26 protein-coding genes are annotated in these 26788 nt (G+C 67.1%); 11 read left to right on the top strand and 15 right to left on the bottom strand.

What is annotated here, in order from left to right; translation table 11 throughout:
• Positions 1 to 39 precede the first annotated feature (39 nt).
• The 3 genes from pheA to D5301_RS14295 all read right to left on the bottom strand — a co-directional run bounded on the left by pheA (position 40) and on the right by D5301_RS14295 (position 4125).
• Positions 40 to 1239 carry a prephenate dehydratase gene (gene pheA, locus D5301_RS14305; RefSeq protein ID WP_094000930.1) on the bottom strand — a complete coding sequence of 400 codons (1200 nt, stop codon included), beginning with the start codon at positions 1237 to 1239 and terminating at the stop codon, positions 40 to 42.
• A 51-nt stretch (positions 1240 to 1290) separates the two neighbouring features.
• Entirely contained in the window at positions 1291 to 2376 is a 1086-nt protein-coding gene (gene serC, locus D5301_RS14300; RefSeq protein WP_110712768.1) for a 3-phosphoserine/phosphohydroxythreonine transaminase, read from the bottom strand.
• Positions 2377 to 3318: 942 nt separating this feature from the next.
• Positions 3319 to 4125, bottom strand: coding sequence for an FHA domain-containing protein (locus D5301_RS14295; RefSeq protein ID WP_132810424.1), 807 nt, complete (start codon positions 4123 to 4125; stop codon positions 3319 to 3321).
• 126 nt (positions 4126 to 4251) lie between these two features.
• On the opposite strand from D5301_RS14295, the gene D5301_RS14290 reads away from it, so the two are divergent.
• The 3 genes from D5301_RS14290 to D5301_RS14280 all read left to right on the top strand — a co-directional run bounded on the left by D5301_RS14290 (position 4252) and on the right by D5301_RS14280 (position 6343).
• Entirely contained in the window at positions 4252 to 4527 is a 276-nt protein-coding gene (locus D5301_RS14290) for a polyhydroxyalkanoic acid system family protein (protein ID WP_005417302.1), read from the top strand.
• An 80-nt stretch (positions 4528 to 4607) separates the two neighbouring features.
• Positions 4608 to 5099 carry a phasin family protein gene (locus tag D5301_RS14285; RefSeq protein WP_110712770.1) on the top strand — a complete coding sequence of 164 codons (492 nt, stop codon included), beginning with the start codon at positions 4608 to 4610 and terminating at the stop codon, positions 5097 to 5099.
• A gap of 236 nt (positions 5100 to 5335) precedes the next feature.
• On the top strand, positions 5336 to 6343 hold the full coding sequence (locus D5301_RS14280) for a restriction endonuclease (protein WP_110712771.1): 1008 nt from the start codon (positions 5336 to 5338) through the stop codon (positions 6341 to 6343).
• A gap of 119 nt (positions 6344 to 6462) precedes the next feature.
• Here the strand turns inward: D5301_RS14280 and D5301_RS14275 are convergent, their stop codons facing one another.
• The 4 genes from D5301_RS14275 to D5301_RS14260 form a co-directional block, all read right to left on the bottom strand.
• Positions 6463 to 6855 (bottom strand): type II toxin-antitoxin system HicB family antitoxin, encoded by a 393-nt coding sequence (locus tag D5301_RS14275; protein ID WP_134951390.1) that lies wholly within the window; start codon positions 6853 to 6855, stop codon positions 6463 to 6465.
• An 8-nt stretch (positions 6856 to 6863) separates the two neighbouring features.
• Positions 6864 to 7046, bottom strand: a complete 183-nt coding sequence (locus tag D5301_RS14270; protein WP_153856022.1) for a type II toxin-antitoxin system HicA family toxin — start codon at positions 7044 to 7046, stop codon at positions 6864 to 6866.
• Between the two features lie 73 nt (positions 7047 to 7119).
• Positions 7120 to 7848 (bottom strand): histidine utilization repressor, encoded by a 729-nt coding sequence (gene hutC / locus D5301_RS14265; RefSeq protein ID WP_253144304.1) that lies wholly within the window; start codon positions 7846 to 7848, stop codon positions 7120 to 7122.
• Positions 7849 to 7876: 28 nt separating this feature from the next.
• A complete protein-coding gene (locus D5301_RS14260) occupies positions 7877 to 9247 on the bottom strand; it encodes a formimidoylglutamate deiminase (protein ID WP_153856021.1) in 1371 nt (456 codons plus the stop codon).
• 67 nt (positions 9248 to 9314) lie between these two features.
• Between D5301_RS14260 and hutI the strand changes: the two genes are divergently transcribed.
• The 6 genes from hutI to D5301_RS14230 all read left to right on the top strand — a co-directional run bounded on the left by hutI (position 9315) and on the right by D5301_RS14230 (position 18415).
• Positions 9315 to 10538, top strand: coding sequence for an imidazolonepropionase (hutI, locus tag D5301_RS14255; RefSeq protein WP_153856020.1), 1224 nt, complete (start codon positions 9315 to 9317; stop codon positions 10536 to 10538).
• Complete coding sequence (hutH, locus tag D5301_RS14250; protein WP_110712775.1) at positions 10535 to 12076, top strand: histidine ammonia-lyase; 1542 nt, start codon at positions 10535 to 10537, stop codon at positions 12074 to 12076. The genes hutI and hutH overlap by 4 nt, the downstream gene beginning before the upstream one ends.
• Positions 12073 to 12927: an N-formylglutamate deformylase gene (hutG, locus tag D5301_RS14245; RefSeq protein ID WP_153856019.1), complete on the top strand. Its 855-nt coding sequence runs from the start codon at positions 12073 to 12075 to the stop codon at positions 12925 to 12927. The genes hutH and hutG overlap by 4 nt, the downstream gene beginning before the upstream one ends.
• A complete protein-coding gene (gene hutU / locus D5301_RS14240; protein ID WP_049399643.1) occupies positions 12924 to 14591 on the top strand; it encodes a urocanate hydratase in 1668 nt (555 codons plus the stop codon). The genes hutG and hutU overlap by 4 nt, the downstream gene beginning before the upstream one ends.
• 149 nt (positions 14592 to 14740) lie before the next feature.
• Positions 14741 to 16177: a serine hydrolase domain-containing protein gene (locus D5301_RS14235; protein ID WP_153856145.1), complete on the top strand. Its 1437-nt coding sequence runs from the start codon at positions 14741 to 14743 to the stop codon at positions 16175 to 16177.
• Between the two features lie 126 nt (positions 16178 to 16303).
• On the top strand, positions 16304 to 18415 hold the full coding sequence (locus D5301_RS14230; protein ID WP_153856018.1) for a TonB-dependent receptor: 2112 nt from the start codon (positions 16304 to 16306) through the stop codon (positions 18413 to 18415).
• A gap of 48 nt (positions 18416 to 18463) precedes the next feature.
• Here the strand turns inward: D5301_RS14230 and D5301_RS14225 are convergent, their stop codons facing one another.
• The 5 genes from D5301_RS14225 to D5301_RS14205 form a co-directional block, all read right to left on the bottom strand.
• Positions 18464 to 19360, bottom strand: a complete 897-nt coding sequence (locus D5301_RS14225) for a hypothetical protein (RefSeq protein ID WP_153856017.1) — start codon at positions 19358 to 19360, stop codon at positions 18464 to 18466.
• Positions 19336 to 20181, bottom strand: a complete 846-nt coding sequence (locus tag D5301_RS14220) for an energy transducer TonB (protein WP_153856016.1) — start codon at positions 20179 to 20181, stop codon at positions 19336 to 19338. Before D5301_RS14220 ends, D5301_RS14225 begins: the two co-directional genes overlap by 25 nt.
• A gap of 52 nt (positions 20182 to 20233) precedes the next feature.
• Positions 20234 to 21013, bottom strand: coding sequence for a hypothetical protein (locus D5301_RS14215; RefSeq protein ID WP_153856015.1), 780 nt, complete (start codon positions 21011 to 21013; stop codon positions 20234 to 20236).
• A 153-nt stretch (positions 21014 to 21166) separates the two neighbouring features.
• On the bottom strand, positions 21167 to 21550 hold the full coding sequence (locus D5301_RS14210) for a nuclear transport factor 2 family protein (RefSeq protein ID WP_153856014.1): 384 nt from the start codon (positions 21548 to 21550) through the stop codon (positions 21167 to 21169).
• 52 nt (positions 21551 to 21602) lie between these two features.
• Entirely contained in the window at positions 21603 to 22178 is a 576-nt protein-coding gene (locus tag D5301_RS14205) for a TetR/AcrR family transcriptional regulator (RefSeq protein ID WP_110712785.1), read from the bottom strand.
• 69 nt (positions 22179 to 22247) lie between these two features.
• Here D5301_RS14205 and D5301_RS14200 point away from each other — a divergent pair, with 69 nt between their 5' ends.
• Positions 22248 to 22793 carry a thioesterase family protein gene (locus D5301_RS14200; protein ID WP_153856013.1) on the top strand — a complete coding sequence of 182 codons (546 nt, stop codon included), beginning with the start codon at positions 22248 to 22250 and terminating at the stop codon, positions 22791 to 22793.
• Positions 22794 to 22799: 6 nt separating this feature from the next.
• Here the strand turns inward: D5301_RS14200 and D5301_RS14195 are convergent, their stop codons facing one another.
• Positions 22800 to 23933 carry an agmatine deiminase family protein gene (locus D5301_RS14195; RefSeq protein WP_153856012.1) on the bottom strand — a complete coding sequence of 378 codons (1134 nt, stop codon included), beginning with the start codon at positions 23931 to 23933 and terminating at the stop codon, positions 22800 to 22802.
• 104 nt (positions 23934 to 24037) lie between these two features.
• On the opposite strand from D5301_RS14195, the gene D5301_RS14190 reads away from it, so the two are divergent.
• The gene (locus D5301_RS14190) at positions 24038 to 24922 is read left to right on the top strand and encodes a LysR family transcriptional regulator (protein WP_153856011.1); all 885 of its coding nucleotides are present in this window, start codon (positions 24038 to 24040) and stop codon (positions 24920 to 24922) included.
• Here D5301_RS14190 and D5301_RS14185 read toward each other — a convergent pair.
• Both D5301_RS14185 and D5301_RS14180 read right to left on the bottom strand, forming a co-directional pair.
• The gene (locus tag D5301_RS14185; RefSeq protein ID WP_153856010.1) at positions 24897 to 25679 is read right to left on the bottom strand and encodes an SGNH/GDSL hydrolase family protein; all 783 of its coding nucleotides are present in this window, start codon (positions 25677 to 25679) and stop codon (positions 24897 to 24899) included. The two genes, D5301_RS14190 and D5301_RS14185, sit on opposite strands and share 26 nt — an antisense overlap.
• A 49-nt stretch (positions 25680 to 25728) precedes the next feature.
• Complete coding sequence (locus tag D5301_RS14180) at positions 25729 to 26694, bottom strand: DUF2268 domain-containing putative Zn-dependent protease (RefSeq protein WP_153856009.1); 966 nt, start codon at positions 26692 to 26694, stop codon at positions 25729 to 25731.
• Positions 26695 to 26788: the final 94 nt, after the last annotated feature.

Genomic DNA, 26788 nt, shown 5'->3' with positions numbered 1-26788 from the left:
TGCATCAGGGAGCGGCGGCCGTGGCCGCCGCGGCAGCACTCAGGGCACGGCCACCGGGTAGGAGCCCAGCACCTTGATCTGCGCCGAGTGCGCTTCCAGTTCGGCCAGCGCCGCCTGCATCGGCGCATCGTCGATGTGGCCGGCCAGGTCGATGAAGAAGCCGTATTCCCACTTGCCGTGGTGCGACGGCCGCGACTCGATGCGGTTCATGCTGATGCCGTGGCGGGCGAACGGGCTGAGCACGTCGAACAGCGCACCGGGCTTGTCATGGATGAACACCAGCACCGACGTGCGGTCGTGGCCGGAGGTCGGGAAGATGTTGCGGCCCACCACCAGGAAGCGGGTGGTGTTGTCGGCATCGTTCTGGATCGGCTTGGTGACCACCTTCTTCAGGCCGTACACGTGGCCGGCGCTCTCGCCACCAATGGCCGCCGCGTCGTCGGCGTTGCGCGCACGGCGCGCACCTTCGGCGTTGCTGGATACCGGAATCTTCTCGGCCTTCGGCAGGTTGGCGCGCAGCCACGCCGAGGTCTGCATGAACGACTGCGGGTGCGCATAGATGCGCTCGATGTCCTCGATCCGGCCACTGCGCGACATCAGGTACTGCTGCACGCGCAGTTCCACTTCGCCACAGATCTTCAGGTTGGAGGTCAGGAACATGTCCAGGGTGATCTGGATGGTGCCCTGCCCCGAATTCTCCACCGGCACCACGCCGAAATCGGCGTTGCCCGCTTCCACTTCCTGGAACACTTCTTCGATGCTGGCCATCGGCAGGCCCAGCGCGGAGCGGCCGAAGTGCTTGAGCACGGCCTGCTGGCTGAAGGTGCCTTCCGGGCCGAGGTAGCCGATCTTCAGCGGCTCCTGCTGGGCCAGGCAGGCCGACATGATCTCGCGGTAGACGTGCACCAGCAGCTCATCGCTGAGCGGGCCTTCGTTGCGGTCCACCACCATGCGCAGCACCTGCGCTTCGCGCTCGGGGCGGTAGTAGTCGACGGCAGCGGCGAGCTTGCCCTTGGCCTTGCCGACCTGGTGGGCGAAACGCGCGCGCTCGGCGATCAGGCTCTGGATGTCGCGGTCGATCTGGTCGATCTTCGAGCGCACATCGGCCAGCGCCAGCGGCGCCAGGGTGGGTGCCGGGTTCGACGCGGCCTTGGACTTGCCCTTCGCCCTGGTGGGCGCGCTGTCCTTGGCCGGTTCGGCCTTCTTCGGCGCCTTCTTGCTGGATTTGCTGCTTGCCATCGGAATTCCTTGTTGCGGGGCACGCACCCGACGGTGCGCGCCGTTCATTGCTCAGCCGTGACGCTGCTGGAAATCGGCCATGAAGGCGACCAGCGCCTCGGCCCCGGCCAGCGGCATGGCGTTGTACAGCGAGGCGCGGATGCCACCCACCACCTTGTGGCCCTTCAGCGCCAGCAGGCCGGCGGCCTTGGCTTCGGCGACGAAACGCGCATCGAGCTCGGCACTGGGCAGGAAGAACGGGATGTTCATCCGCGAACGTGCCGCGTGCGCCACTTCATTGCGATAGAAACCGCCGGAGCCGTCAATGGCGCCGTACACCAGCGCGGCCTTGGCGGCATTGCGCTTGGCAAACTCGGCCACGCCGCCTTCGGCCAGCATCCACTTGAACACCAGGCCAGCCAGATACCAGTTCCAGGTCGGCGGGGTGTTGAGCATCGAATCGCGGGCAACGTGCGAGCGGTAATCAAAGATGTCCGCACGCGGCTGGCCGCTGCGCTCGAGCAGGTCGCGGCGGATGATCATCACCGCGATGCCGACCGGGCCCAGGTTCTTCTGCGCGCCGGCGTAGATCACGCCATAGCGGCGCACATCCAGCGGTTCACTGGCGATGGACGAGCTGAAGTCGGCGATCAGCGGGACGCTGCCGGTGTCGGGCACATCACGGAACTCGACGCCGTGGATGGTCTCGTTGGCGGTGATGTGCACGTAGGCGGCATCGGGTGAGAGCTGCCAGTCGGCACGCGGCGGCAGCGTGCGGTAGCCATCGGCCTCGCTGCTGGCGGCAATGTTGACGTCGACGTAGACACCGGCCTGCTTGACCGCGGTCTTGCCCCAGTGGCCACTGACCACATAGTCGGCACGCTGGCCGGGGGCGGCGAAGTTGAGCGGGATCAGCGCCTGCTGGGTGGTGGCACCACCGGACAGGAACAGCACCGCATAGTCTTCGGGGATATCGAGCAGGCGACGCAGGTCGGCCTCGGCCTCGGCGGCCACGGACATGAACTCCGCACCGCGATGGCTCATTTCCACGATCGAGGCACCGGTACCGTGCCAGTCCAGCATTTCCGCCTGCGCCTGGCGCAGGACCGATTCCGGCAAGGTCGCAGGGCCGGCACTGAAGTTGAACGCGCGCGTCATGTCACACCTGTGGGGCAAGACCCCTAGTATGCCGCAGTGCACCAGCCTTGCGGCCTAGTGCGGCAAGGGAAATTTGGTTTCATTGGAATCCATTGGCCGCCAGCACGGCGCCGGTAGTCGCCGACCTTGCTCGGCGTACGCCGTCAGGCGTCAAACCCGGCGAAGAAGCGTGCCGACCAAGGTCGGCACCTACCAGAGCGGATCCAGCGGATTCAGACCAGGAGCATTGCCCCGGCAATCGCCGACCTTGCTCGGCGTACGCCGTCAGGCGTCAAACCCGGCGAAGAAGCGTGCCGACCAAGGTCGGCACCTACCAGAGCGGATCCAGCGGATTCAGACCAGGAGCATTGCCCCGGCAATCGCCGACCTTGCTCGGCGTACGCCGTCAGGCGTCAAACCCGGCGAAGAAGCGTGCCGACCAAGGTCGGCACCTACCAGAGCGGATCCAGCGGATTCAGACCAGGAGCATTGCCCCGGCAATCGCCGACCTTGCTCGGCGTACGCCGTCAGGCGTCAAACCCGGCGAAGAAGCGTGCCGACCAAGGTCGGCACCTACCAGAGCGGATCCAGCGGATTCAGACCAGGAGCATTGCCCCGGCAATCGCCGACCTTGCTCGGCGTACGCCGTCAGGCGTCAAACCCGGCGAAGAAGCGTGCCGACCAAGGTCGGCACCTACCAGAGCGGATCCAGCGGATTCAGACCAGGAGCATTGCCCCGGCAATCGCCGACCTTGCTCGGCGTACGCCGTCAGGCGTCAAACCCGCCGAAGGAGCGTGCCGACCAAGGTCGGCACCTACCAGAGCGGATCCAGCGGATTCAGACCAGGAGCATTGCCCCGGTAGTCGCCGACCTTGGTCGGCGTACGCCGCAGGCGTCAAGCCCACCGGAGAAGCGTGCCGACCAAGGTCGGCACCCACCAAGGCGGCTCCAGCGGATTCAGATCACCGCGCGCCGAACCAGAGCAGCAGGCTGAGCAGTGCGGCCAGCAGCAGCGCACTCACCAGCAGCCACGGCCAGCGCCGGACCTTGCGCGGCGCGGCCGGCAGCACCGGGGTCTGTTCGGCCTCCTGGCTGGACTCGTCTTCCGCAGGCAGCGGACGCCGGCGCGGGTCGTGCGGCACTTCCAGCACGAACCGGTGCTGCCCATCGAACACCACCTGGTCGCCCGCCTGCAGCCAGCAGTGGCGCACGGCCACGCCATTGACCCGGGTGCCGTCGGCACTGCCCAGGTCACGCAGCAGCACGCGCTCGCCGTGCACTTCCACGCGGGCATGCTGTTCGGCGAACGCAGGATCGTCGATGGCGATGTCGGCGTCGTTGCCGCGGCCGATCAGGCGGGCCCGCGACAGGGTATAGCTGCGCCCATGGTGCAGCCCGCCGACGCCGCGCAGCAGCCGCTGCTGCTCATCGGAGCCATCGTCGTTTTTCGGTGCGGGCGCCTGCAGCAGGCTCTCGACTTCGCCCTGCAGGACCATTTCCACGCCATCCACGTACACCGCATCGCCTGCACGCAGCAGGGCCATCCGGCGAACCGGGCGACCATTCACGTGGATGCCGCGGATACCGTTACCGACCTGCAGCCAGAGGCCGCGATCATCCATGCAGAACTGCGCCAGCAGAAGGGCACCGTTGCCGGCATCGCCGAGCCGCACACTACCGTTGGCCTGGCGCACGATGCGTTGCACCCCGGGCCGCAGCGGCTGGTCGGGCTGTTGTTGTTGACTGAAGTGAACAAGCAGGTTCTGCACGCGGCGCAGCCTAGCAGGTTGGTCGCCAACGAAGAAGAACCCACGATGAGTGCTTGGCGCGAAGGCCCTCGATGCGCACAATGCTCGCCCTCTATTGATCATCCCCGCCCTGCGCCAGGAGCCCGTATGTCCACCATCGATGTCCGCCACGCCCACGCCCTGCCCGACGCACAGGCGCGTGCCGCGATCGAACAGGTTGCCGCCAAGTTGTCCGAGCGCTTCGGCCTGAAGTCGTCCTGGACCGCCGATGTGCTGAACTTCTCCGGCAGCGGCGTGGACGGTGCGATCGAACTGCAGCCGGGCGCCGTGCGCGTCACCGCCAAGCTGGGCTTCCTGCTGTCGGCGATGAAGGGCATGGTCGAAGGCGAGATCCAGCGCGTGCTGAAGGAAAAGCTGGGCTGAACCCCGGCGGCGGCCGTCACGGCCGTGCAACGCCATCGCGCGCTACTCTCGGGACAGGCCCAACTCCCACGGGAAGTGCGATGAACCACTACGAAAACGACGACCGCCGCAACGACGACGCCTCTTTCGGTGACCAGGCCGAGCGCTTCTCGCGCAAGCTCAGCGATTCGGCCCAGCAGGTCTGGCTGGCAGGCCTGGGCGCCCTGGGCCGTGCACAGGCTGAAGGCAGCCGCTTCTTCGATGGCCTGGTGAAGGAAGGCGAAGCCTGGGAGGCCCGCCGCCGTGAACGCCACGGCGAACAGGGCCCGGGTTGGCGCGACAACGTCGAAACCTCGCTGGACGAGGCCCGGGAGAAGGCCTCCGGCACCTGGAACAAGGTTGAAAAGGCCTTTGATGACCAGGTGCAGGGCGTGCTCAAGCGCCTGCATGTCCCCACTGCGGACGAGGTGACCGCGCTGGAAGCCCGCATCGACGCCCTGCATGCGCGCCTGGCCAAGCTGGAGAACCGTGCCGCTTCGGGCGCCGATGCTCCCGCCCCGGGCAGCCATCAGTCGCCCGACAGCGTGCCCTGAATGCCATTGTTGCAATGCAATAAATTTTGATTGACAATCGCGAGCAACCCGCCAATCGCTTCGGCTGCCGTTTGTTCCCTCCCCTCACGGCTTCAGGATTGGCGGGTTTTTCGTGTCCGCCGTATACCGATCTGCGCGCGCCATCACGTTTCCTGTCAGGAACCTCCTGATCCAGCGATGCGGCACGACCTTTACACTGTCGTCCTCCGCATTCGCCCCTTCCGCGCACCTCCTGCATGCTCCCTTGGATCCTGGCCCTGCTGTCGGCCCTGCTTACCTGTTCCCTGGCCGTTGTCTATCTGTGGTGGATCAAGCGGCGGCAGAAGGAGATGCAACTCGGCCTGCAGGCCTTGGCTGGCATGCACTGGCGCGAATTCTCCGTGCTGGTCAAACGCATGCTGCGCGAACAGCGCGGCCTGCGTGAACTGAACGACCCGGCCGAGGAGTCCCGCGAGCCGAGCAGCGACTTCCTGCTCAGCGATGGTCCCAACCAGTGGCTGGTGTCCTGCAAGCACGGCCTGGCCTACCGCATCGGTACCGCCGCAGTGAACGAACTGGGGGCGGCCGCGCGCCTGGCCGGCGCCAAGGGCGGCGTGCTGCTGACCGAGGGCCGGATCGAACGCGACGGCCGCAGCGCCGCCGAGAAGCAGGCCGTCGAGGTGCTGGACGGCCCGCGCCTGTGGCCGTTGCTGCAGCCCTATCTGCCGGCAGAAATCGAAACCCGTGTGCGCGCCAGTGCCCGCCATGAAGCCCTGCGCCGCATTGCCATAGCCGCGCTCGCCGCGGTGACGCTGGGCCTGCTGGTGGGACTGAGCCTGCAAGGGCTGCATGTGCAGGACGCTCCGCCCGTTGCCGAGGAGACGGGCGCCCCCGCGCCGGTTGCGCCTGCGGTTGAAGCGGCGCCCGAACTGGCGCCGCCCCCCGCCACCACACCGCCGACCACGGCGCCTGCGCCGACGCCCTCAACCGATGCGCGCAGCAATCCCAACCCGGATGCCGCCACGCTCGAGCGCTTCCAGGCCGATCTGTCCCGTGCCTTGGCTGGCAAGCCCGGCATCGCCAGCGGTGTCTGGCTGACCCGGCAGACGCTGGCGATCAACCGCACCGGCGAGCTGGACGCGGTGTGGCCGCAGGTCTGCGAGGAAGTGCTGCACTACCCCGCCCTGCGTAACGTGCGCATCCAGCTCAACGCCCGCCCTGGCGTGGATGAGCCCGTACGCTGGCGGCAGTGCGCTACGTATTGATTGGGGTGTCTGTAGATCCACGCCATGCGTGGATGCCTCTGTAGCGTCGAGCCACGCTCGACTCATCGCGCATCGCGCGAACAGCAGCCGAGCATGGCTCGGCTCTACAGGGCGCCTGCTCAGCCCAATGCCGCGAGATGGGCGATGTAACTGGAGCGCGATTCACCCGCCGCTCTGGCCTGCGCATCCAGCCTCGCCAGGATCCGGCGTGGCAGGCTGATATTGACCCGCTCGATAGTGTCGTCCAGTAGAGCCGGATCAATGCAGATGTACGCAAGAATCCAACGGATGTCCTTGGATGCCTCGGCGGCGATTTTCTGCGGTGCCGAAGGTGTCGGAATCGAGCGTCCCTCATCCAGGGCCGCATCAATCCAGGCGAGCGCGGCCTCTTCCGCCGCAGTGAGCGCATCATCAAGCGTGTCGGCCGCCGAGAAGCACCCCGGCAGATCCGGAACGACCACACCCCACGCGGTGCGCTCATCACCTGCCTCGATCAAGACTGGATATCGCATGGGCCCTCCTACGTCAGTCCTGCGAGCTTCCGCAACGCCTGCACCAGCCCTTTGCCCAGATCCTTCCTTGGGTGAGGCACGGTGATGATGTGAGGGTGCTGCGGGTGCACGAATACATGATGGGATCCGCGAATCCAGCGACAGGTCCAACCTGCCGCCTCCAGATCCCGGATGAGGTCCCTGCTCTTCATGCGGGGACGATACACATCGTACACACGCCCCGACAGAGTTCAAGGCGACAGTGTGTCCCGAGCGGGGTCGACCCTACCTTGCCCCAGGCGCGAAGCGCGCCACCAGGTCCCAGGCGTCGCCGAGGAACACCTGACGCACACGGGTGATCGGCTGCTCACCGCGCCAGGTCAGGCGCTCGATCACCAGACAGGCGGTGCCCGGCTTCACCTCCAGCAGCTTGGCGGTGGCGGTGTCCGCGCCCCAGGCACTGATGCGGTGCTGGGCACGGGTCCACGAGACGTTCTGCAGCAGCCAGCTGCCCGGTGCAGTGGTGCTGAAATCGACCTCCAGTACCTCGGGCACGCCCACCGGGCTGATCAGGCGATGCTCCAGTGCCAGCGGGCGGCCGTCAGCCAGGTGCAGGCAGCGCATCGCCAGCAGCATTTCGCTGCCGGCCAGCTCCACTTCGCCGGCATTGCCGGCATCGGCCAGGCGCAGGTCGCGCTGCAGCAGACGATAGGCGTACTGATGGCCGCGCGAGCCGACCTCCATCGCGATATCGGGAATCTCCAGCGCCACCTGCTCCAGGTGCGGGGGCTGCCGCGCCACGAATGAGCCGGCGCGACGGCGGCGCTCGATCATGCCGCTCTCGGCCAGCGCAGTCAGCACCTTGTTCACCGTCATCCGCGAGCAGCCGTACTGCTCCATCAGCTCGTGCTCGTACGGAATACGGAAGCCCGGCGCCCACTCTCCGCTGAGGATGCGGCTTTCCAGATCGCTGCGGATACGCTGGTTGAGCGTGGCGGACTTGCTGGCCTTCACGTGATGGGGTCTCAGTGGCGGGATGCGATCAGCCCAGCACGCCGCGCAGGGCGGCAGCAAAGGCGCTGGTGATCGCCTCGCGCTGCAGGTGGCGGCCCTCGGCCACGCATTGGCGGCCATGGCGCCAGACCGATCGCAACGCGCCATTACGTGCGGCGAACATCCAGCTGTCAAGCCATGCGTCGTCCTGTCGCGCCTGTAGCGCCGGGTGCGAAGCATCCAGCTCGACCAGGTCGGCACTGGCGCCGACCTGCAGGCCGGCGGCCACGCCCAGGGCCTGTGCACCGCCCTGCAGTGCGCCCTCGAACAGGAAGCGGCCGGTGCTGCGGGTGGCATCCGGTGCCAGCACATTGCGCCCGCGCAGGGTCAGGCGTTGGCCGTATTCAAGCAGGCGCAGTTCTTCGGCCGCATCAATCAGCACATTGGAATCGGAACCGACACCGAAGCGACCGCCCTCCCGCGCGAACGCCTGCATCGGGAACAGGCCATCGCCCAGATTGGCCTCGGTGATCGGGCACAGGCCAGCCACGGCGTGGCTGGCGACGATGGCCGCGCGCTCGTCATCGGTGATGTGGGTGGCATGCACCAGGCACCAGCGCGCATCCACCGGCGCATGGTTGTACAGCCACTGCACCGGGCGCTGGCCGCTCCAGGCCAGGCAGGCCTCAACTTCGCGCACCTGTTCGGCGATGTGGATGTGCACCGGGCCGTCGGTCAGCGGCAGCAGGGCACTCAGTTCCTCTCCGGTGACCGCACGCAGGCTGTGCGGTGCAATGCCGAGCACCGCATCGGGCAGCGCGGCCAATGCCGGCCTGGCGGCATCCAACAGCTGCGCGAAACCGTCCACATCGTGGATCAAGCGACGCTGCGCGGGATTCGGCGCCGCACCGCCGAAATCGGCGTGCGCATAGAACACCGGCAGCAGGGTCAGGCCGATGCCGGTCTGGTCGGCCGCCGCCGCAATCCGCGCGCTCATCTCGGCACGGTTGGCATACGGCCGGCCGTCAGCATCGTGGTGCAGGTAGTGGAATTCACCGACGCGGGTGAAGCCGCTTTCCAGCATTTCCATGTAGGCCTGGGCGGCGATGGCCTGCACCGCGTCCGGGCGCAGATGGGCCAGGAAGCGATACATCAGCTCGCGCCAGCTCCAGAAGCTGTCACCGTCGCCGCCGCCGATCTCGGTCAGCCCAGCCATGCCGCGCTGGAAGGCGTGGCTGTGCAGGTTGGGCAGGCCCGGCACCAGGATGCCGACGCGGGTGTCGCCGTGCTGGGCGCCCTGCCCCGTGTGGATCGCCGTGATGCGACCGTCCTGCACCTGCAGGCGGACATCACGGGCCCAACCCTCGACCAGCAGGGCGTGGGCGGCATGGAAACTGTGCGGGGAACGCGAATCGGACATGGCTGGACAACCCGAAATGGACACCTATATTGTATAGACATATAAGCACAGCCGCGTTGTGGATGCCATGCACGTCGATACCCTCTGGTCCAACGTTCACCTGATCACCCTCGATGGCGAGGGGCTGGGTGTCATCCGCGATGGCGTACTGGCCTGCGCCGACGGTCGCATCGTCCATGTGGGTACCGCCGGCAGCGATGCCCAGCTGCAGCCGACCACCCGCATCGACGGTGAAGGCCGCTGGATCTCGCCGGGCCTGATCGACTGCCACACCCATCTGGTCTACGCCGGCAACCGCGCCAACGAATTCGAGCAGCGCCTGCAGGGCGTCAGCTATGCCGACATCGCCCGTGCCGGCGGCGGCATCGTCTCCACCGTGCGCGCCACCCGCGCCGCCACGCCGGAACAGCTGGCCAGCGAAAGCCGGCCACGCCTGCTGGCGATGCGCGCCGAAGGCGTGACCACCCTCGAGATCAAGTCCGGCTACGGCCTGACCCTGCCCGACGAACGCAAGCAGCTGCAGGTGGCGCGCGCGCTGGGCGAGGAATGCCGGGTCAACGTGGTGACCACCTTCCTCGGCGCGCACGCGATTCCGCCGGGCCGCGAAGCACAGGAGTACACCGACGAGGTGTGCAACGTGATGATCCCGGCCATCGCCGCCGAAGGCCTGGCCGAATCGGTGGATGTGTTCTGCGAGAACATCGCCTTCTCGCCGGCGCAGGCGCGGCAGGTCTTCGAAGCAGCGCGCGCCAACGGGCTGGCGGTGAAGATCCACGCCGAGCAGCTGAGCAACCAGCATGGCGCCGAACTGGCCGCCAGCTTCGGCGCACTCTCGGCCGACCATATCGAACACCTGGACGATGCCGGCATCGCCGCGATGGCGGCGGCCGGCACCGTCGCCGTGCTGCTGCCCGGCGCCTTCTATTTCACCCGCGATACCACCCTGCCGCCGATCGCGGCGCTGCGTGCGGCCGGCGTGCCGCTGGCGCTGGCCACCGACAGCAACCCGGGCACCTCGCCGCTGACCAGTCCGCTGCTGGCGATGAACATGGGCGCCACCCTGTTCCGCCTGACCGTGGACGAGTGCATCGCCGGCTTCACCCGTGAAGCGGCGCGCGCGCTGGGCCATGGCAACCGCATCGGCCGCCTGGCCGTGGGCCTGGACTGCGACCTGGCGATCTGGGACATCGACGCCCCCGCCGACCTGGTCTATCGCATTGGATTCAACCCGCTGCACGCGCGCGTGGTGCGCGGACAGCCCGACCTGCCTGCCTCCTGGAGCAACACATGAGCAACACCCTGGTTCTTCGCCCCGGCCATGTCACTCTCGCCCAGTGGCGGCAGGTCTATCGCGGTGCGCCGCTTGCACTGGACCCGGCCGCGCTGCCGGTGGTGCGCGCCAGTGCGGCGGCCGTCGCCGCCATCGTCGCCAAGGGCGCGCCGGTGTATGGCATCAACACCGGCTTCGGCAAGCTGGCCAGCGTGCGCATCGAGCGCGAAGACCTGGCTACCCTGCAGCGGAACATCGTGCTTTCGCATGCGGCCGGTGTGGGCGAGCCGATGCCGGCCAGCGTGGTGCGCCTGATGATGGCGCTGAAGCTGGTCAGCCTGGCGCAGGGTGCCTCGGGCATCCGCGAGGAGACCCTGCTGCTGCTCGAAGCGATGCTGGTCAAGGGCGTGCTGCCGGTGGTGCCCGCACAGGGCTCGGTGGGTGCCTCGGGTGACCTGGCACCGCTCTCGCACCTGGCCAGCGTGATGCTGGGCGTGGGTGAAGCCTTCATCGGTGACGAGCGCCTGCCGGCGGTCGATGCGCTGGCACGTGCCGGCCTGCAACCGATCGAGCTGGGCGCGAAGGAAGGCCTGGCCCTGCTCAACGGCACCCAGTTCTCCACCGCCTATGCGTTGGCCGGCCTGTTCGAGATCGAGACCGTGTTCCAGGCCGCGCTGGTCACCGGCGCGCTGTCGGTGGAAGCGGCCAAGGGTTCCGACACGCCGTTCGACCCGCGCATCCATGCCATCCGCGGCCAGCGCGGACAGATCGCCACTGCGGCCACGCTGCGCACGCTGATGCAGGGCTCGGACATCCGCGAATCGCACCGCGACAACGACGTGCGCGTGCAGGACCCGTACTGCCTGCGCTGCCAGCCGCAGGTGATGGGCGCAGCGCTGGACATCCTGCGCCAGGCCGCAACCACGCTGGAAATCGAAGCCAACGGCGTGTCCGACAATCCGCTGGTGTTCACCGACACCGGCGAAGCACTGTCCGGCGGCAACTTCCACGCCGAGCCGGTCGCCTTCGCCGCCGACATGCTGGCGATGGCGGTGTGCGAGATCGGTTCGATCAGCGAGCGCCGCCTGGCGATGCTGGTCGACCCGGCGCTGTCCGGCCTGCCGGCGTTCCTGACCCCGCGCCCGGGCCTGAATTCCGGCTTCATGATTCCGCAGGTGACCGCCGCCGCGCTGGTCTCGGAAAACAAGCAGCGCGCCTACCCGGCCAGTGTCGATTCGATCCCGACCTCGGCCAATCAGGAAGACCATGTGTCGATGGCCGCGCACGGTGCGCGCCGCCTGATGCAGATGGCCGAAAATGCCGCCAACGTGATCGGCATCGAGCTGCTGGCCGCCGCGCAGGGCTGCGACTTCCACGCGCCGCTGCGCTCCAGTGCCGCGCTGGAATCCGTGCGCGCCACACTGCGTGCACAAGTGCCGACGCTGGAAGAAGACCGCTACTTCCACCCGGACATGGTGACCGCCACGAACCTGGTGCGCAGCGGCGCGCTGGCACAGGGTTTGGCGGAGCTGCTGCCGACTGTGGAACCGCAGGCATGAATGTCCATCCCGAATGGCTGACGGTGCACGAAGGCGATGCCCCGCTGATCGTCAGCTTTCCGCATACCGGCAGCGAGCTGCCGCACGACCTGATCGGCGACTACCACTCGCCGTGGCTGGCCCGTCGCGACGCCGACTGGTGGGTGCACGAACTGTACGACTTCGTGCGCGGCATGGGCGCAACCACGGTGCGCTCGGCGATCTCGCGTTCGGTGATCGACCTCAACCGCGATCCCAGCGGTGCGTCGCTGTACCCGGGTCAGAACACCACCGGCCTGTGTCCGCTGACCACCTTCGACAACCAGCCGCTGTACCACGCCGGGCGCGAACCGGATGACGCGGAAATCGCCCGTCGCCGCGACACGTATTTCCTGCCTTACCACGATGCGCTGGCCGCACAGATCACGCGCCTGCGTGCGAGGTTCGGCACTGTCGTGGTGTATGACGCACACTCGATCCGCTCACATATCCCGCACCTGTTCGAAGGCGAGCTGCCGCAGTTCAACCTTGGTACCGCCGGCCCGTCCGGCGCACCGGACACGTCCTGCGACAACGCCTTGAGCGATGTGGTGGAGAACCTGCTGAAGATCAGCGGCATGAGCCAGGTGCGCAACGGCCGCTTCAAGGGCGGCTGGATCACCCGCCACTACAGCAACATCGCCGGCGGCGTGCACAGCCTGCAGATGGAACTGGCCTGCCGCGGCTACATGCACGAACCCCTGCCGGACCAGGTGGACGAACACAGCTGGCCCACCCCGCTCGACCCCGACCACGCCGCACCGCTGCGCCACACCCTGGCGCAGGTGCTCAACGCCTGCCTTGAATTCGCTACGAACCGGAGCGCCGCATGACCCGCAACGACCCGACCCGCACCATTGCCGCGCCGACCGGCACCACGCTCAACGCCAAGAGCTGGCTGACCGAAGCGCCGCTGCGCATGCTGATGAACAACCTGCACCCGGACGTGGCCGAGCGCCCGCAGGAACTGGTGGTGTATGGCGGCATCGGCCGCGCCGCGCGCGACTGGGAGAGCTTCGATGCCATCGTCGAGACGCTCAAGCGTCTGGACGATGACCAGACCCTGCTGGTGCAGTCGGGCAAGCCGGTGGGCGTGTTCCGCACCCACGCCGATGCACCGCGCGTGCTGATCGCCAATTCCAACCTGGTGCCGCGCTGGGCCAACTGGGACCACTTCAACGAGCTGGATAAGAAAGGCCTGGCCATGTACGGCCAGATGACCGCCGGCAGCTGGATCTACATCGGCGCGCAGGGCATCGTACAGGGCACCTACGAGACCTTCGTGGAAATGGGACGCCAGCACTTCGGTGGCGACCTGACCGGGAAGTGGCTGTTCACCGGCGGCCTGGGCGGCATGGGTGGCGCGCAGCCGTTGGCTGCCGTAATGGCCGGCGCCTCCTGCCTGGCCGTCGAGTGCCGCAAGAGCAGCATCGACATGCGCCTGCGCACCGGCTACCTGGATACCTGGACCGACAACCTGGACGAAGCGCTGCGCCTGATCGATGAATCGTGCAAGGCCGGTACGCCGAAGTCGGTGGGCCTGCTCGGCAATGTGGCCGACGTGCTGGCCGAACTGCTCAAGCGCGGCGTGAAGCCGGACCTGCTGACCGACCAGACCTCCGCGCACGACCCGGTGAACGGCTACCTGCCGCAGGGCTGGACGGTCGAGCAGTGGGATGAGAAGCGCGTTTCCGCCCCCAAGGAAGTGGAGAAGGCCGCGCGCGCGTCGATGGCCAACCACATCCGCGCCATGCTCGGCTTCCACGCGCTGGGCGTGCCGACCGTGGACTACGGCAACAACCTGCGGCAGATGGCACTGGAAGAAGGTGTGGCCAATGCCTTCGACTTCCCGGGTTTCGTGCCGGCCTACATCCGCCCGCTGTTCTGCCGCGGCATCGGCCCGTTCCGCTGGGCCGCACTGAGCGGCGACCCGGAAGACATCGCCAAGACCGATGCCAAGGTGAAGGAACTGATTCCGGACAACCCGCACCTGCACCGCTGGCTGGACATGGCTGCCGAGAAGATCAAGTTCCAGGGCCTGCCGGCACGCATCTGCTGGGTGGGCCTGGGTGACCGCGATCGCCTCGGTCTGGCCTTCAACGAAATGGTCGCCAACGGTGAACTGAAGGCACCGGTGGTGATTGGTCGTGACCACCTGGACAGCGGCAGCGTGGCGTCGCCAAACCGCGAAACCGAAGCGATGGCCGACGGCTCCGATGCGGTGTCCGACTGGCCGCTGCTGAACGCCCTGCTCAACACCGCCAGCGGCGCGACCTGGGTGTCGCTGCACCACGGCGGTGGCGTCGGCATGGGCTTCTCGCAGCACGCCGGCATGGTGATCGTCTGCGACGGCACCGAGGCCGCGGCCAAGCGGATTGGCCGCGTGCTGTGGAACGACCCGGCCACAGGCGTGATGCGCCATGCCGATGCAGGCTATGAGATCGCGATTGATTGCGCGAAGGAAAAGGGACTGGATCTGCCGGGCATCCTGGGCTGATCGTAGGGGTGCCGGCCAGCGGCCGGCACTACCGGAAACGTAGGGTAGTGCCGGCCGCTGGCCGGCTCTCCCTGATGCGGGAATCGGTGCCCTTGACCCGCTCTCCCGCCGTGACCAACATGCGCCATCACCGCCGACGGATCACCGCGATGTACCGCACCCTTGCTGCCGCATTGCTCTGTGCCCTCTTCGCCGTTCCGATCGCTTCCGCGCGTGAGTCCCCTGGCGATCTTTCCAATCAGCTCGACACCCAACTGCAGGCCAACCGCGAGCGCTACGGCATCGCCAGCCAGGCGGTACTGGTCGCACACAATGGCCAGGTGCTTTATCAGGGCGCCAGCGGCGAACGCGATCCCGCTGCCCATGCGCCTGCCACTGTCGATACCATCTTCGCCGCGCAATCGATGGCCAAGCTGCTGACCAGCACACTGGTGATGCAGCTGGTCGACCAGGGCAAGGTGGATCTGGACGCGCCGGCCAGCCGTTATGTTCCGGACCTTCCGGCTGCTTGGCAGGCAATCCGCATACGCGATTTCATCAACCACAGTTCCGGTATCGGCGAGTACTACGACCGGGTGGACAACCGCTGGGTGAGCAAGGGCTACCCCGGTGTGGCGCCCGACCTTGCAGCTGCGCTGAAGGTGGCTGCGGCGGCGCCGATGCAGTTCGCCACCGGCAGCCGCGTGCAGTACACGCAGGCCAACTACCTGGTACTGACGGCGTTGCTGGAAGCACATTACCGCAAGCCCTACCCGGCCATCGCGCGCGAACGCATCCTGCAGCCGCTGAAGATGACCCGCACTTCATGGGGAGCAGCCAACGTGCCGGTGCAGCGCGCAGCGGTGCCGTACATCGGCAAGGACGGCCAGCTGCAGCCAGCGAACGAAGACCCCTGGCCGGACTACGGTTGGGGCCATGCCGATCTGCAGACCACCGTGGGTGACATGAACCGTTTCCTGCAGGCGCTGGCGACCGGCAAGCTGCTGCGCACGGCGACCCTGGAAAAACTCTGGCAGCCGCAGAAACTGGCCGGCGGCGGCAGCAATTTCTTCTCCACGGGCTGGGACACCACCCGCAGCGACGGCTACACCCAGGTCGGCCACGATGGCGGCACCCGTGTACGTGCGCGGCTGGCCTACAAGGGCACCCTGGCCAGCGGCTACTGGGTGTTCGTGTACCTGACCAACGGCAGCGCCCGCAATGTCTGGTCGAGCACGCTGGTCGAGAGCACGATGGCGGTGGCCGCGCCGGAGGAGTTTCCGCATGCGGTGCTGTCCGAGCGACTGATCGCGTATGCGCTGGATGACAGCGCCGGCGCGGCCGAAGCAGTGCATCGCTGGCTGCGCGACAGCAACAAGGTTGCTGCCAGCGAGCTGGAAGGCGCGATCAATTCCGATGGGTATGCCATCCGCGAAAGTCTCGGTGCACGCAAGGCGGTGAAGGTGTTCACGCTCAACACCGAGCTGTATCCGGATTCGGCCAATGCCTGGGACAGCCTGGCCGAGTGCCATGCGGCGCTGGGTGAGAAGGAAACGGCTGATCGGCTGTATGCAAAGGCCAAGGCGCTGGCGAAGCCTGCTCCGTAGAGAAAAGCAGTCGAGCATGGCTCGACTCTACATGGATGCCACGTCACCCATACGCGAGCGGTGGGTGACGCGGGGCCGCCGACCTGTTAACTTGCGCGCCACTTTTGTGGTTTACAGCATTTCCGCATGTCGCTCTCGTCGTACCGCCCCACCCCGTCGCTGTTGTTCCTGGCCGTTTCCCTTGGCCTCTCCACCACCGCCGCTGCTGCGCCGCAGGCCACCACGCTGGATGCCGTGCAGGTCACCGCTGCTGCCGATGCCAGCGCCCAGGCGCGCGAGGCGCTGAAGCGCGTACCCGGCGCGAGCAACGTCATCGACGTGGCCAAGGCCGACAGCCGACTGTCCAGCAGTGCCGATGTGCTGGCCTACCAACCGGGCATCAGCGCGCAGTCGCCGGGTAATGAGGGCACCAAGATTTCGATCCGTGGCTCGGGCATCAACCGGGGCCCCGGCGCGCATGCCTCGGGTATTGCGGTGTCGATCGACGGCCTGCCACTGACCGGCCCGGGCGGCACGCCCTACGAGCTGCTGGAACCTCTGTGGCTGTCCCGCGTGGAAGTACTGCGCGGCGCCAACGGCTTCGAGCGCGGCGCGCTGGCGCTGGGCGGTGCCATCGACTACGTCAGCCGCAGCAGTCGTGATTCGGCGGGCGTACAGCTGCACTACGAAGCCGGCAGCCGTGGCTACCAGAAGCGCGGCATCAGCTGGGGCGGCGTCAGTGGTGATGTCGACTACTTCCTGGCCTACACCGATACCGAATTCGACGGTTACCAGCGCCATGCGCGCGGCGATGGCAAGGGCGCGATGGCCAACATCGGCTGGCAGATCACCCCCGACCTGCAGACGCGCTTCTTCGTGCGCTACCGCGAAACCAATCACGAAACACCCGGTCGCCTGACCCGCGACCAGATCCGCAACGACCCGCATGCGGTCAACCCGGCCAATCTGGCCATCGATGCGCGTCGCCCGCAGCCGGGCAGCACGTGGCTGGGCAACGTCACCACGCTGCAGATCGATGAGGATTCCTCGCTGCAGGCCGGGCTGGTCTACCACACGTACCCGATGGACTTGAACGAGAGCCTGTACCGCCAGCAGTTGGACTACGCCAACCTCAACGCCACGCTGGACTACCGCCATCGCCACCGGCTGTTCGGCCTGGACAGCGAAACCACGGTCGGCCTTCGCGTCACCCACGATCTGGACGCCGATGTGCGCGAGTCGCTGCGCTTTGCCAGCAACGGCTACGCCGCCGGTACGCGCACGCGTGACTTCCGCCACCACGGCACCGACAGCACGCTGCACGTCGGCAATACCCTCACCTTGAACGATCGCCTGCGCATGCAGACCGGGCTGGCACTGATCAACACCCGCCGCGATGTGCAGGTGACCTGGCCGAGCAGCGGCGGCCGCCTGCGCGACCGCGACTGGGACTACGCGCCCCGACTGGGCTTCACCTGGCAGCACAGCGCGCAGACCCAGTGGTTCGGCAACCTCAGCCGCTCAGTGGAAGCACCGCATCCGTGGTCGATGATCTGGGGTTCCAACCAGTACTTCGGGCCGGGCAATGGCCCGTCCACCGGCCGCCAGCGCGCGCCGGTACCGATGCAGAACCAGACCGCCACCACGCTGGAACTGGGCGCGCGCGGTGACGCGGCGCTGGGCCGCTGGGAACTGACCGGTTACTACGCACACGTGAACCACGAACTGCTGAGCGTCGAGCTGCAGCCGGTGCCGAACCTGTTCATCGCCGAGAACAACGCCAGCCCCACCGTGCACCGCGGCATCGAAGCCGGATTGGACAGCACGCTGTGGCAGGCAGCACCGGGCCGCCTGTCCTTGCGCCAGGCGTACACCTTCAGCGACTTCCGCTATCGCCACGATGCGCGTTTCGGCAGCAACCGCCTGCCCGGCCTGCCGCGCCACGCCTACCAGGCCGAGCTGCGCTTCGATCACGCCTCCGGCCTGTACGCTGCGCTCAATACCGAATACGCCTCGCGCATCGCCGTCGACTACGCCAACAGCTACTGGGCCGACAGCCGTGTGATCTTCGGCAGCCGCATCGGCTACGACGCACCCGGTGGCCGCTGGCAGGCCTGGGCGGAGATGCGCAACATCGGCAACCGCCGCTACGCCGCCACGGTCACACCGGGCTACGACGATGCCGGCAAGGATGTCGCCCGCTCGACGCCGGGCGAAGGTCGTGGCGTCTATGCAGGCGTGCGCTTGCGCTTTGACTGATGACCGCAGGCGGCGCCGGGTGTGATCCGGCGCCCTCTGCCCCTCTCGTCAATGGGCGTACTTCCAGGGCCGCAGTACGCGGCCATCCCATACGCCGCCCAGACCTCGTTCCGGGGGTTCGCTCATCCAGCGTCCCTGTTCCCGATGCAGTACGACCAGCTCCCGGTAGACGAAATCGACGGAGCACGAATCCCAGGCGACGGCGATCATGGCCCACCGCCCATCGCCGCTGAAAACGGGCCAGGTCAGATGGACGAACTGATCATACGGATGGGACGGCTGCTGCGCCGTTGATGCGCACCCGCGCTCCCGCAGCGCTCGAAGACCTTCGGCATCCATCCGCTGCGCACCGGCCAATGCGGCTGCGGGTACTGGCGCGGGACGGCGATTGGCAGGAACCAGATCCGCCTGCAGCTGCAACCGCAGCGCGTGGATCTGCGGCGGCCACCGGTCGTCCAGCGGCAGGACCAGATCATCCACCTCCTGGCAGGTGGAGGCACTGCTGCCCGGCCAGCAATAGGGCAACGTCTGCTCCATCACGTAGATGTCCTGCCCCACCGGGTCGGTCAACTGCGGCTGCTCCTGCGGGCGCCATCGATCGGCGGGGGCGGACGGCGTCTGCGGTGCGGTGGGCACGCCGCTCGACGGCAATGGCAGAACCGGCGTCGGCTGCGGCACTGGCGGGGCTGGAAGACGGAATGGAGGACCCTGCCGAATCACCAGCGCCATCGCCTCAGCCTGCATCTGCGCGGTTCCCAGGTTGACCGGCGGCGGACCGATTTCCTGCTGCCACCTCGGGCGCAGGCTGCAGATTCCGGCCATGAGAGCCAAAGCCGACAGCGCCGCCGCCAACGATGCAATGCGCCGCCAGGCGATCCGCTGTTGGCAGTCACGGTCTGGCTTGAACGAGGAATCTGTCATCACGACTCCGGCAACGCGGGCCACAGGCCGTGGCCAAAGCTCATGTAGCGGACAGGCTCCACTCGAACACGCTCCCATCCGTCCTTGCTGCGGTGCAGAAGGTAGAGGACGCGCATCGCCGTTCCTCCACTGCACAGATCCGAGGCAACCGATGCCATTGCCCAGTTCCCGTCCAGGCTGAACACAGGACGCTGCAGATAGACGACGCCCAGATCCGGCTTGCCCGGGCCATCCGTGCATCCCTCGACGCCGCGTGCGCGCCGTTGCTGAAGCTCGTCCCACGTCATCCGTTGCGCTCGCACATGCGCAAGCTCAAACGCGAGGTCGGGTACGCGTACAGCCCGGCGGTTCGCAACCTGCAGCATCGCCTCCAGATGCTGCTGAAGTTGAAAGGACGCCGCACTGTCATCATCGCGCCACTCGACGACGTTGTGACGAACCTGGCAGACCGGGGCGGGGTCTCCTTCACCGCAGGCAGGCGCAGTCCATTCCATCACAGCGAATGGCATGTCGGGCTCCCGGTCGCGCGGCTCGAAGTGTGCTGGCGCGACATCTGCCAGTGGCACCTCCGCGATCGCGAACCCACTGTTGCCGGTCAGCATCGCGGAGGAGACTGCCTTCATTGGAATCGGCGGTACCGGCGGCTTTCCTGGCGGTGTCGGTCGCAGGTCGATGAGCTCTGCCATCACCTCGGCCTGCATCCGTGCCGTTCCCAGGTTGATCGGAGGCGGGCTGACATCCTGCCGCCACTGTGGGCGCACGCTGGCCATCAGCGCTGCGCCAGCAGCCACGAACAGGACGACCGCTGTCGTCAGGATGCGCTTCCGTGCAATGCGCTGTCGCATGAAGCTCCTCGAAGAAATGAAGCAGGTTGGGATATCGGCCGGGAACGTGGCGCTACAGCGCTTGAATGACCTGCAGCAGGTGGGTCGCTCCTGGCGCCAGCGCCTGCGCAAGCCAACCCAGCACAGCGAAGAACAGCAGCAGGCCGAGCAGCGGCCAGATCGTGTGCGTCACGCATACCCGCCACCATCCCTGCTCCTGCATGCCCTGCATGCGCCGGTACAGGCCACCGGCGATGGCGGCGTCCACCAGCAGCTCGGCCATCAGCACCGGCGCCGCCCACACCACCCACACGCTGGCCAGCAGGACGGTCGCCACCAGCGCGACGATGCCGAGGATCGCCAGCAACGGCAGGCCCGCTTCGTCTTCGGCCAGGCCGGTCAACGGCAGCTCACCGGCATCGCCGCCGCTGACCCGCGCCGACTCATTCCACGAAGCTGACGCGCCGCCACCTCCGGAACGGCCACCGATGCCGTTCCACGGTGCTTCCACGGCACTTCCGCGAGGCGATGGGCTGCCACTACCCACATCCGGCGACAGGCCATCCAGCACGTTGTCCCAGCGCCAGCGGATCCAGATCCACATCAGCAGCAGGAACACGCCATAGGCCAACAGCACGGCCATCGGGTAGCGAAGCAGCATTGCGTCGATACCGGCCAGACGCAGCAGATGCGAGGCAAGGAAACCGGCCGCACCGGTCAGGGCCACGATCAATGCCATCTGCAGGCGCGGCCAGCCGCGTTGCTGCAGATGCTGCCGCGCGCGCACGACTTCACTGCCGCGGTTCATCGGCAACTTCAACGGGCTGCGTGAAAAGAAACGGGTGCGTTTCATCGGCGCCAACGGATGCCGCGGATCGTGCAGCGTGGAAGCTCGAAAACCTGATACTGCATGCGGACATCCTTGCCGGGCACGCGTAAGCGGTGGTGGGCGGATTCTACCGCGGGCAGGTCCGCTGTCCAGACGGCGGACCTGGGCGGCCGTTCCTCAGCTGCGGTCGATGATCCGCACGATGCGACCGTCCTCAAAAGCGAACTCGCTGCGTCCCTGCAGGGCCAGTTCCGTGCCCGCGCCCGGACCATCTGGAATGTCCTGCGCGAACACGCCACGCCAGCCGATGCTGGCCAGCGCCACATCATCCTCGAACGTCAGCTCAAGCAACCGCTGCTCGCGCTCGTGGAACATCTGGGCCGATTGCCGCGCCAGTTCGCCGAAGGCATCGATGCCTTCGGTGACCATCGTCAGCTGGCCACCGCTATGGTTTTCGAAGCGCACGTTGTGCGCCAGCACCGCCAGCATGGCATCGATGTCGAAGCGGTTGTAGGCCAGCAGGTAGTGCTCGATCAGGTAGCGGCAGTGCGATTCGTCCATGGCGGCGTCCAGTCAGGGCCTGCGCCGAGTCTCCCGCGACCGTGCAGCCGGATCAAGGCGGCGCAGCGGCTTTCAGCAACTGCGCGGCCACCTGGTCGAACGGGCCGATGTCCTGCAGCGCGCGGCACATCGCCACCGCACCTTCCACGCTGGCAATCACCAGGCTGGCCAGTCCGGCCGCCGCGGCCGGGTTGTGACCTTCGGCGACGAACGCCGCCGCCAGGTGGCCCTGCCAGCGCGCGAACACTTCGGCAGCAGCGGCACGCGGCTGGCTGGGCATGGCCTCCACCGGCTCCTCAACCGCAGCGGCCAGCACCGGGCAGCCAGCGCGGAAATCGGTGCGCAGCAGGCGCTCGCGCCACATCGCCAGGAACTGCTGCAGACCCTGCACTGCGCCGCCCTTCAGCAGCTCCACCAGCAGCGCTTCGATCTTGTCGCCGGCCATATGGGTGGCACGCGCCAGCAGCTCCTGCTTGCCGCCGGGAAAGTGGTGGTAGGTGGAACCCAGCGGCGCCTCGGCCAGCTTGGTCACCTCACGGATGCTGGTGGCATTGAGGCCCACACGCGCCAGCATCTGTGCCGCAGCATCAATCACGCGTTGTGGCGCATCAGAGGGGCGCGGGCTCACGGCAGGCTCCTTGCCAGGACAGTCGTCATAGATTAGCGTACCGGCGATTCTATAACAGTCGTCATAACCATGAATCTCTGGTTCCGCCTGCTCCATCTGCTGCTGTGCAGCCTGTTCCGGCCCAAGCTGGAGGCGCCGTTCGGGGTCTCGCGGCTGCAGTTCCGGGTACTGCCCAATGACCTGGACAGCAACCTGCACATGACCAACGGCCGCTACTGGAACATCTTCGACCTGGGCCGGCTGGACCTGATCCTGCGCATGGGCCTGGGCCGGGTGGCGCTACGCGAGAAGTGGGCACCGATCGTCGGTGCCGGCACCATCCAGTTCCGCCGCGAACTCAAGCCATTCCAGCGCTTCACCCTGGAAACGCGGCTGGTCGGCTGGGTCGGTTCGCGCGGCATCATGGAGCAGCGCGTACTGATCGGCGCCGAACAGAAGATCGCCACGCGCGCGCTGCTGGTCACCGGCATCTACGACCGCCGTGCGCGGCAGTTCCTGGGCATGCCGAAGATGATGGAAGCGATCGGCGTGGTCGCCCCGCCGTCGCCGCCGCTCAGTGTGGCCGCCGAGGCGCTGCTGGCGGCCGATGCCGCATTGAAGCAGGACGATGCCTGAGGCGCGTCAGCCCACCTTCGGCATGTTCTTGGTCACGCAATGGATGCCGCCACCGCCACCGGCGATGGCATCGATATCCACCTGTTCGATCACGCGGCCGGGATACATGTCTTCCAGTAGTTCACGGCAGAATCCATCGGCTTCGTCGTCTCCGAACTGCGGTGCGACCACCGCGCCGTTGATCGGCAGGTAGTTGATGTAGCCCATCGCCAGATCGTCGTTGTCGCGGGTATGCACGTTGTCGCGTCCGTCCAGCGGCGGCGGCAGCGTATGCACCTGCAGGCGACGGCCGTCGGCATCGGTGGCCCCGCGCAGGATCTGCAGATGCTCGCGGGTCAGGTCGTAATCGTAGGACTCCGGATCGTTGTCCAGATTGGCGATCACCACGCCCGGGCGTACGAAGCGCGCATAGAAATCCACGTGTGCATCGGTGATGTCCTTGCCGGCGATACCGGGCATCCAGATCACCTTGCGCAGGCCGAGGTGGTGCTTCAGCTCGGCCTCGATATCCGCGCGCGACCAGTCCGGATTGCGGTTGCGGTTGACCCAGCAGCTTTCGGTGAGGATGGCCGTGCCGTGGCCGTCGACTTCGATGCCACCGCCCTCGCCCACCAGATCGCTTTCCAGCAGCGTCGCACCGGTCACCTGTGCCAGCCACGGCGCCACCGCGCCATCGTTGCGCGCGCTCTGCTTGCCGCCCCAGCCGTTGAAGTTGAAGTCGACCAGGCCCAGCCCGCCCCGGTCATTGGTGACGAAGCAACCACCGTAATCGCGCACCCAGATGTCATCCAAGGGCACGTCCAGGAACTCGATGTTGTCGCGGCCGCAGCGGTCCTGCGCCTGCTTGAGCTGTGCAGGGCGGCACAGCACGCTGACCGGCTGGTGGCGTGCGATGGTGCGGGCCAGCCGCGCCACGGTGGTGTTCACCGCATCGGCCTGCGCGCCCCACACCCTCGGTTGCGCGGCGAAGGCCAGGAACACGCGTTCCTGCGGCCCGTGCTCGTCCGGCATGCGCCAAGTCCCCGCACCTGGCCCTGCTGCGGATACGCGACCCGGCAGCCCGGCCAGGCCCAGAGCGGCCAGGCCGCCAAGGCCGGCGGCGCCCGCCAGTTGGGTGAGGAAGTGACGACGGTTGCTCATGACGGGCTCCAGGGCCGGTGCGGGATGGGCGCTATGCTGCCCTTGCCGACACATAAGAACAAACGATAGATTCAGCCAACAATTGAACAGTTTTACTTATCAGAATGCTCAAGCACTGGCCACCGCTGAACGCCCTGCGGGGTTTCGAGGCTGCCGCCCGGCTCGGCAGCTTCCACCGTGCGGCTGAGGAACTGCACCTGACCCAGTCGGCCATCAGCCAGCAGATCCGGGGCCTGGAGGCATCGCTGCAACAACCACTGTTCTTCCGGCAAGGCCGCAGCGTGACCCTCACCGACGCCGGCATCGACCTGCTGGAAACCACCCAGTCCCTGCTGCGGCAGCTGGCCAGCGGCATCCGCCGGCTCGATCAGTACCGCAAGCCGAATCAACTGATCGTCAACACCAGCCCGGCCTTTGCTCGCCATTGGCTGGTGCCGCGCCTGGCCGGGTTCCATCGCCTGCACCCCGGCGCCGACCTGTGGCTGCTGACCAGCGAGGATGCACCGGACATGACCACGCAGACGCTGGACGTGGCGGTGCGTGACGACCTCGACTCACAGGCGCAGTGCCAGCATCGCGTACTGCTGCAGGACCGTCTCTATCCAGCCTGCCATCCGGCGCTGCTCGCCACACCGGTACAAGAACGCCTGACCCTGCATGGCGAGCGCGAAATCGACTGGAGCCAGTGGCAGGTACAGGGGGGCGCCGATGTCGGCCAGCGCCGCGAGGGCATGAATTTCTCCGAGCCCGGGCAACTGCTGGATGCCGCGTGCGAAGGGCTCGGTATCGCGCTGGTCAGCGAGCTGCTGGCCGCACGCGCCTGCGAACAAGGCCTGCTGCAAGCCCTGGATGAGGCACGCGTGCGCGGTCCGCGCTGGAGCTGGCTGATACACGAGGACAGCACAGCCGATCCGCTGGTGATCAGCTTCTGTGACTGGCTGCTGGCGAGCCTGCCCGCTGACGCTACTTCTGCTGCAGCGCGCGCTTGACCGCCGCCTCGGCCAGCGGCGCCATCACCGCATAGCCCTTCGCCGTGGGATGCACGCCGTCGTCGGCCAACTGCGGGTCGAGGCCTCCGACCGCATTGGCCATCGGCGTGTAGTAGTCCAGATAGACCAGCTGCTTCGCATCGGCATAGCGCTTCAATGCCGTGTTCAATGCACGCACCTTGGGCGCAGGCATTGTGCCCGTCAGCCACGGGTAATCGCTGACCGGCAGCACCGATGCCAGCACCACACGAATGCCATGTGCGCGGGCCAGGTCCACCATCGCGTGCAGGTTGTCTTCGATCATCGACTGTGTGGAGGGGCCAGTGTTGCCGGCAATGTCGTTGGTGCCGGCCAGGATCACCACCACCTGCGGCTTCAGTGCCAGCACGTCCTGCGGGAACCGCACCAGCATCTGCGCCGTGGTCTGACCGCTGATGCCGCGGTTGAGCCAGCCCTTGCCGGGGAAGAACGCCGAACTGCCTTCCCTGCCCCAGCCTTCGGTGATCGAGTCACCGAAGAGCACGACGCGTGGTTGCCCCGGTACGGCGGCAGGCAGTCGTGCGTTGGCGTCGCGGTAATGCTGCAGTTCCGGCCAATCGGCCAGGCGCTGCTGCATGAAGCGCACTTCGTCCGGGCGCAGGCTTTCGACAGGCTCCACCAGCAACGGGTTGATCGCGGGCGTATCGGCCGCTACCCCTTGGGCGCTCAGCGCGATACCGAGGGCAACCGCGGCCAGGCCGCCGGACACGGAACGCATCGGGTCTCTCCCTTGGATGTCCGGGCCAGTCTAGCGCGCGGCCCCGCGCTCAGCGTGCCGCCGACCGCGCCGCCACACCGGTCACCTTGGCCGGCATCCACATACCCGGCGTCCAGCCGCTGGCGGCCAGGATCGTCTTCGGGTTGTCCTGCTGGATCAGCGCGCGCACTGCGTCACGCTTGTCCTTGGCCTGCAGGTAATAGGCCTTGGCGATGCGGTAGCCCACCCAGTAGCCCAGATCATAGGGTTCCTGCGAACCGGGCTTGTAGTTGTACAGCCACGGCGACAGATCGGTGCTGTCCAGATCCAGTGCGAATGCGCTCTCGATATGCACTTCCCTGCCGCGCGTCCACGCCGCATGTCGCCCATTGCCGACGTTGCCGGAAATCAGTTCGGTGATGAACTCGGCGATGCCTTCGCCCAGCGACACGCGCAGCACTGTTGCCCGCGGATCTCCCGGCTCGAAGTCGATCAGGCCGGTCTGCTGGATGTGCACGTACTCGTGTGCGATCACGTGCACGAAGCGGTCCTGCACATTGGGATTCATGAAGTCGGCCGCGCACAGCGCTTCCAGGCCGATGATCACGCCGCTTTTCGAGGTCAGCCCGACCGGCCGGCCGCGGCCCACCGCGATGGTCACCGGCGGGAACCGGGTCTGCGGGTAGATCGCCTGCAGGTTGGAAAACACCTGCGTCAGGCGTTGTTTCACCGCGGGCAGTTCGGCCAGGCAGTTTCGTCCCTGAGCATACAGCTCGGGCTGGCTGGCGATGGACTCGGCAATGCGTTCGGGCGTGACCCGGCGCGCCTTGGCCAACTCAGCCAGGCCAGCCGACCCTTCGGCCAGGTATCCACGCAGCTGCGCAACATTGGGCTTGCCGCCGGCGCTGTCATAAAGTGCATAGAAACGACTGACATCCTCGGTGAGGATCTGCGGCCCTGCCGGTACCGCCGCCGTGGCCACACCCACCGCCCCGGCACAGGCCAGGGCCAACAGGCCGCGCAGGATCGTGGACATCGCTCCGTCCTTGGTGGAGTGCATGCGAAGCGCGCAATCTATCACTCCCCCCAGCCCGCCGCAGCAGTCGGATGCGGGCGCCCCGCCGCTGTGC

The sequence above is a fragment of the Stenotrophomonas sp. MH181796 genome, from assembly GCF_009659995.1.
Taxonomy (GTDB): Bacteria; Pseudomonadota; Gammaproteobacteria; order Xanthomonadales; family Xanthomonadaceae; genus Stenotrophomonas; species Stenotrophomonas riyadhensis.
This window is presented reverse-complemented; position numbering and strand designations above follow the sequence as displayed.

Coding starts and splice junctions, on each gene's coding strand:
- pheA (WP_094000930.1), bottom strand. CDS start 1,239: ATGGCAAGCAGCAAATCCAGCAAGAAGGCGCCGAAGAAGGCCGAACCG.
- serC (WP_110712768.1), bottom strand. CDS start 2,376: ATGACGCGCGCGTTCAACTTCAGTGCCGGCCCTGCGACCTTGCCGGAA.
- D5301_RS14290 (WP_005417302.1), top strand. CDS start 4,252: ATGTCCACCATCGATGTCCGCCACGCCCACGCCCTGCCCGACGCACAG.
- D5301_RS14285 (WP_110712770.1), top strand. CDS start 4,608: ATGAACCACTACGAAAACGACGACCGCCGCAACGACGACGCCTCTTTC.
- D5301_RS14280 (WP_110712771.1), top strand. CDS start 5,336: ATGCTCCCTTGGATCCTGGCCCTGCTGTCGGCCCTGCTTACCTGTTCC.
- D5301_RS14275 (WP_134951390.1), bottom strand. CDS start 6,855: ATGCGATATCCAGTCTTGATCGAGGCAGGTGATGAGCGCACCGCGTGG.
- D5301_RS14270 (WP_153856022.1), bottom strand. CDS start 7,046: ATGAAGAGCAGGGACCTCATCCGGGATCTGGAGGCGGCAGGTTGGACC.
- D5301_RS14260 (WP_153856021.1), bottom strand. CDS start 9,247: ATGTCCGATTCGCGTTCCCCGCACAGTTTCCATGCCGCCCACGCCCTG.
- hutI (WP_153856020.1), top strand. CDS start 9,315: ATGCACGTCGATACCCTCTGGTCCAACGTTCACCTGATCACCCTCGAT.
- hutH (WP_110712775.1), top strand. CDS start 10,535: ATGAGCAACACCCTGGTTCTTCGCCCCGGCCATGTCACTCTCGCCCAG.
- hutG (WP_153856019.1), top strand. CDS start 12,073: ATGAATGTCCATCCCGAATGGCTGACGGTGCACGAAGGCGATGCCCCG.
- hutU (WP_049399643.1), top strand. CDS start 12,924: ATGACCCGCAACGACCCGACCCGCACCATTGCCGCGCCGACCGGCACC.
- D5301_RS14235 (WP_153856145.1), top strand. CDS start 14,741: ATGTACCGCACCCTTGCTGCCGCATTGCTCTGTGCCCTCTTCGCCGTT.
- D5301_RS14230 (WP_153856018.1), top strand. CDS start 16,304: ATGTCGCTCTCGTCGTACCGCCCCACCCCGTCGCTGTTGTTCCTGGCC.
- D5301_RS14220 (WP_153856016.1), bottom strand. CDS start 20,181: ATGCGACAGCGCATTGCACGGAAGCGCATCCTGACGACAGCGGTCGTC.
- D5301_RS14215 (WP_153856015.1), bottom strand. CDS start 21,013: ATGAAACGCACCCGTTTCTTTTCACGCAGCCCGTTGAAGTTGCCGATG.
- D5301_RS14210 (WP_153856014.1), bottom strand. CDS start 21,550: ATGGACGAATCGCACTGCCGCTACCTGATCGAGCACTACCTGCTGGCC.
- D5301_RS14200 (WP_153856013.1), top strand. CDS start 22,248: ATGAATCTCTGGTTCCGCCTGCTCCATCTGCTGCTGTGCAGCCTGTTC.
- D5301_RS14195 (WP_153856012.1), bottom strand. CDS start 23,933: ATGAGCAACCGTCGTCACTTCCTCACCCAACTGGCGGGCGCCGCCGGC.
- D5301_RS14190 (WP_153856011.1), top strand. CDS start 24,038: ATGCTCAAGCACTGGCCACCGCTGAACGCCCTGCGGGGTTTCGAGGCT.
- D5301_RS14185 (WP_153856010.1), bottom strand. CDS start 25,679: ATGCGTTCCGTGTCCGGCGGCCTGGCCGCGGTTGCCCTCGGTATCGCG.
- D5301_RS14180 (WP_153856009.1), bottom strand. CDS start 26,694: ATGTCCACGATCCTGCGCGGCCTGTTGGCCCTGGCCTGTGCCGGGGCG.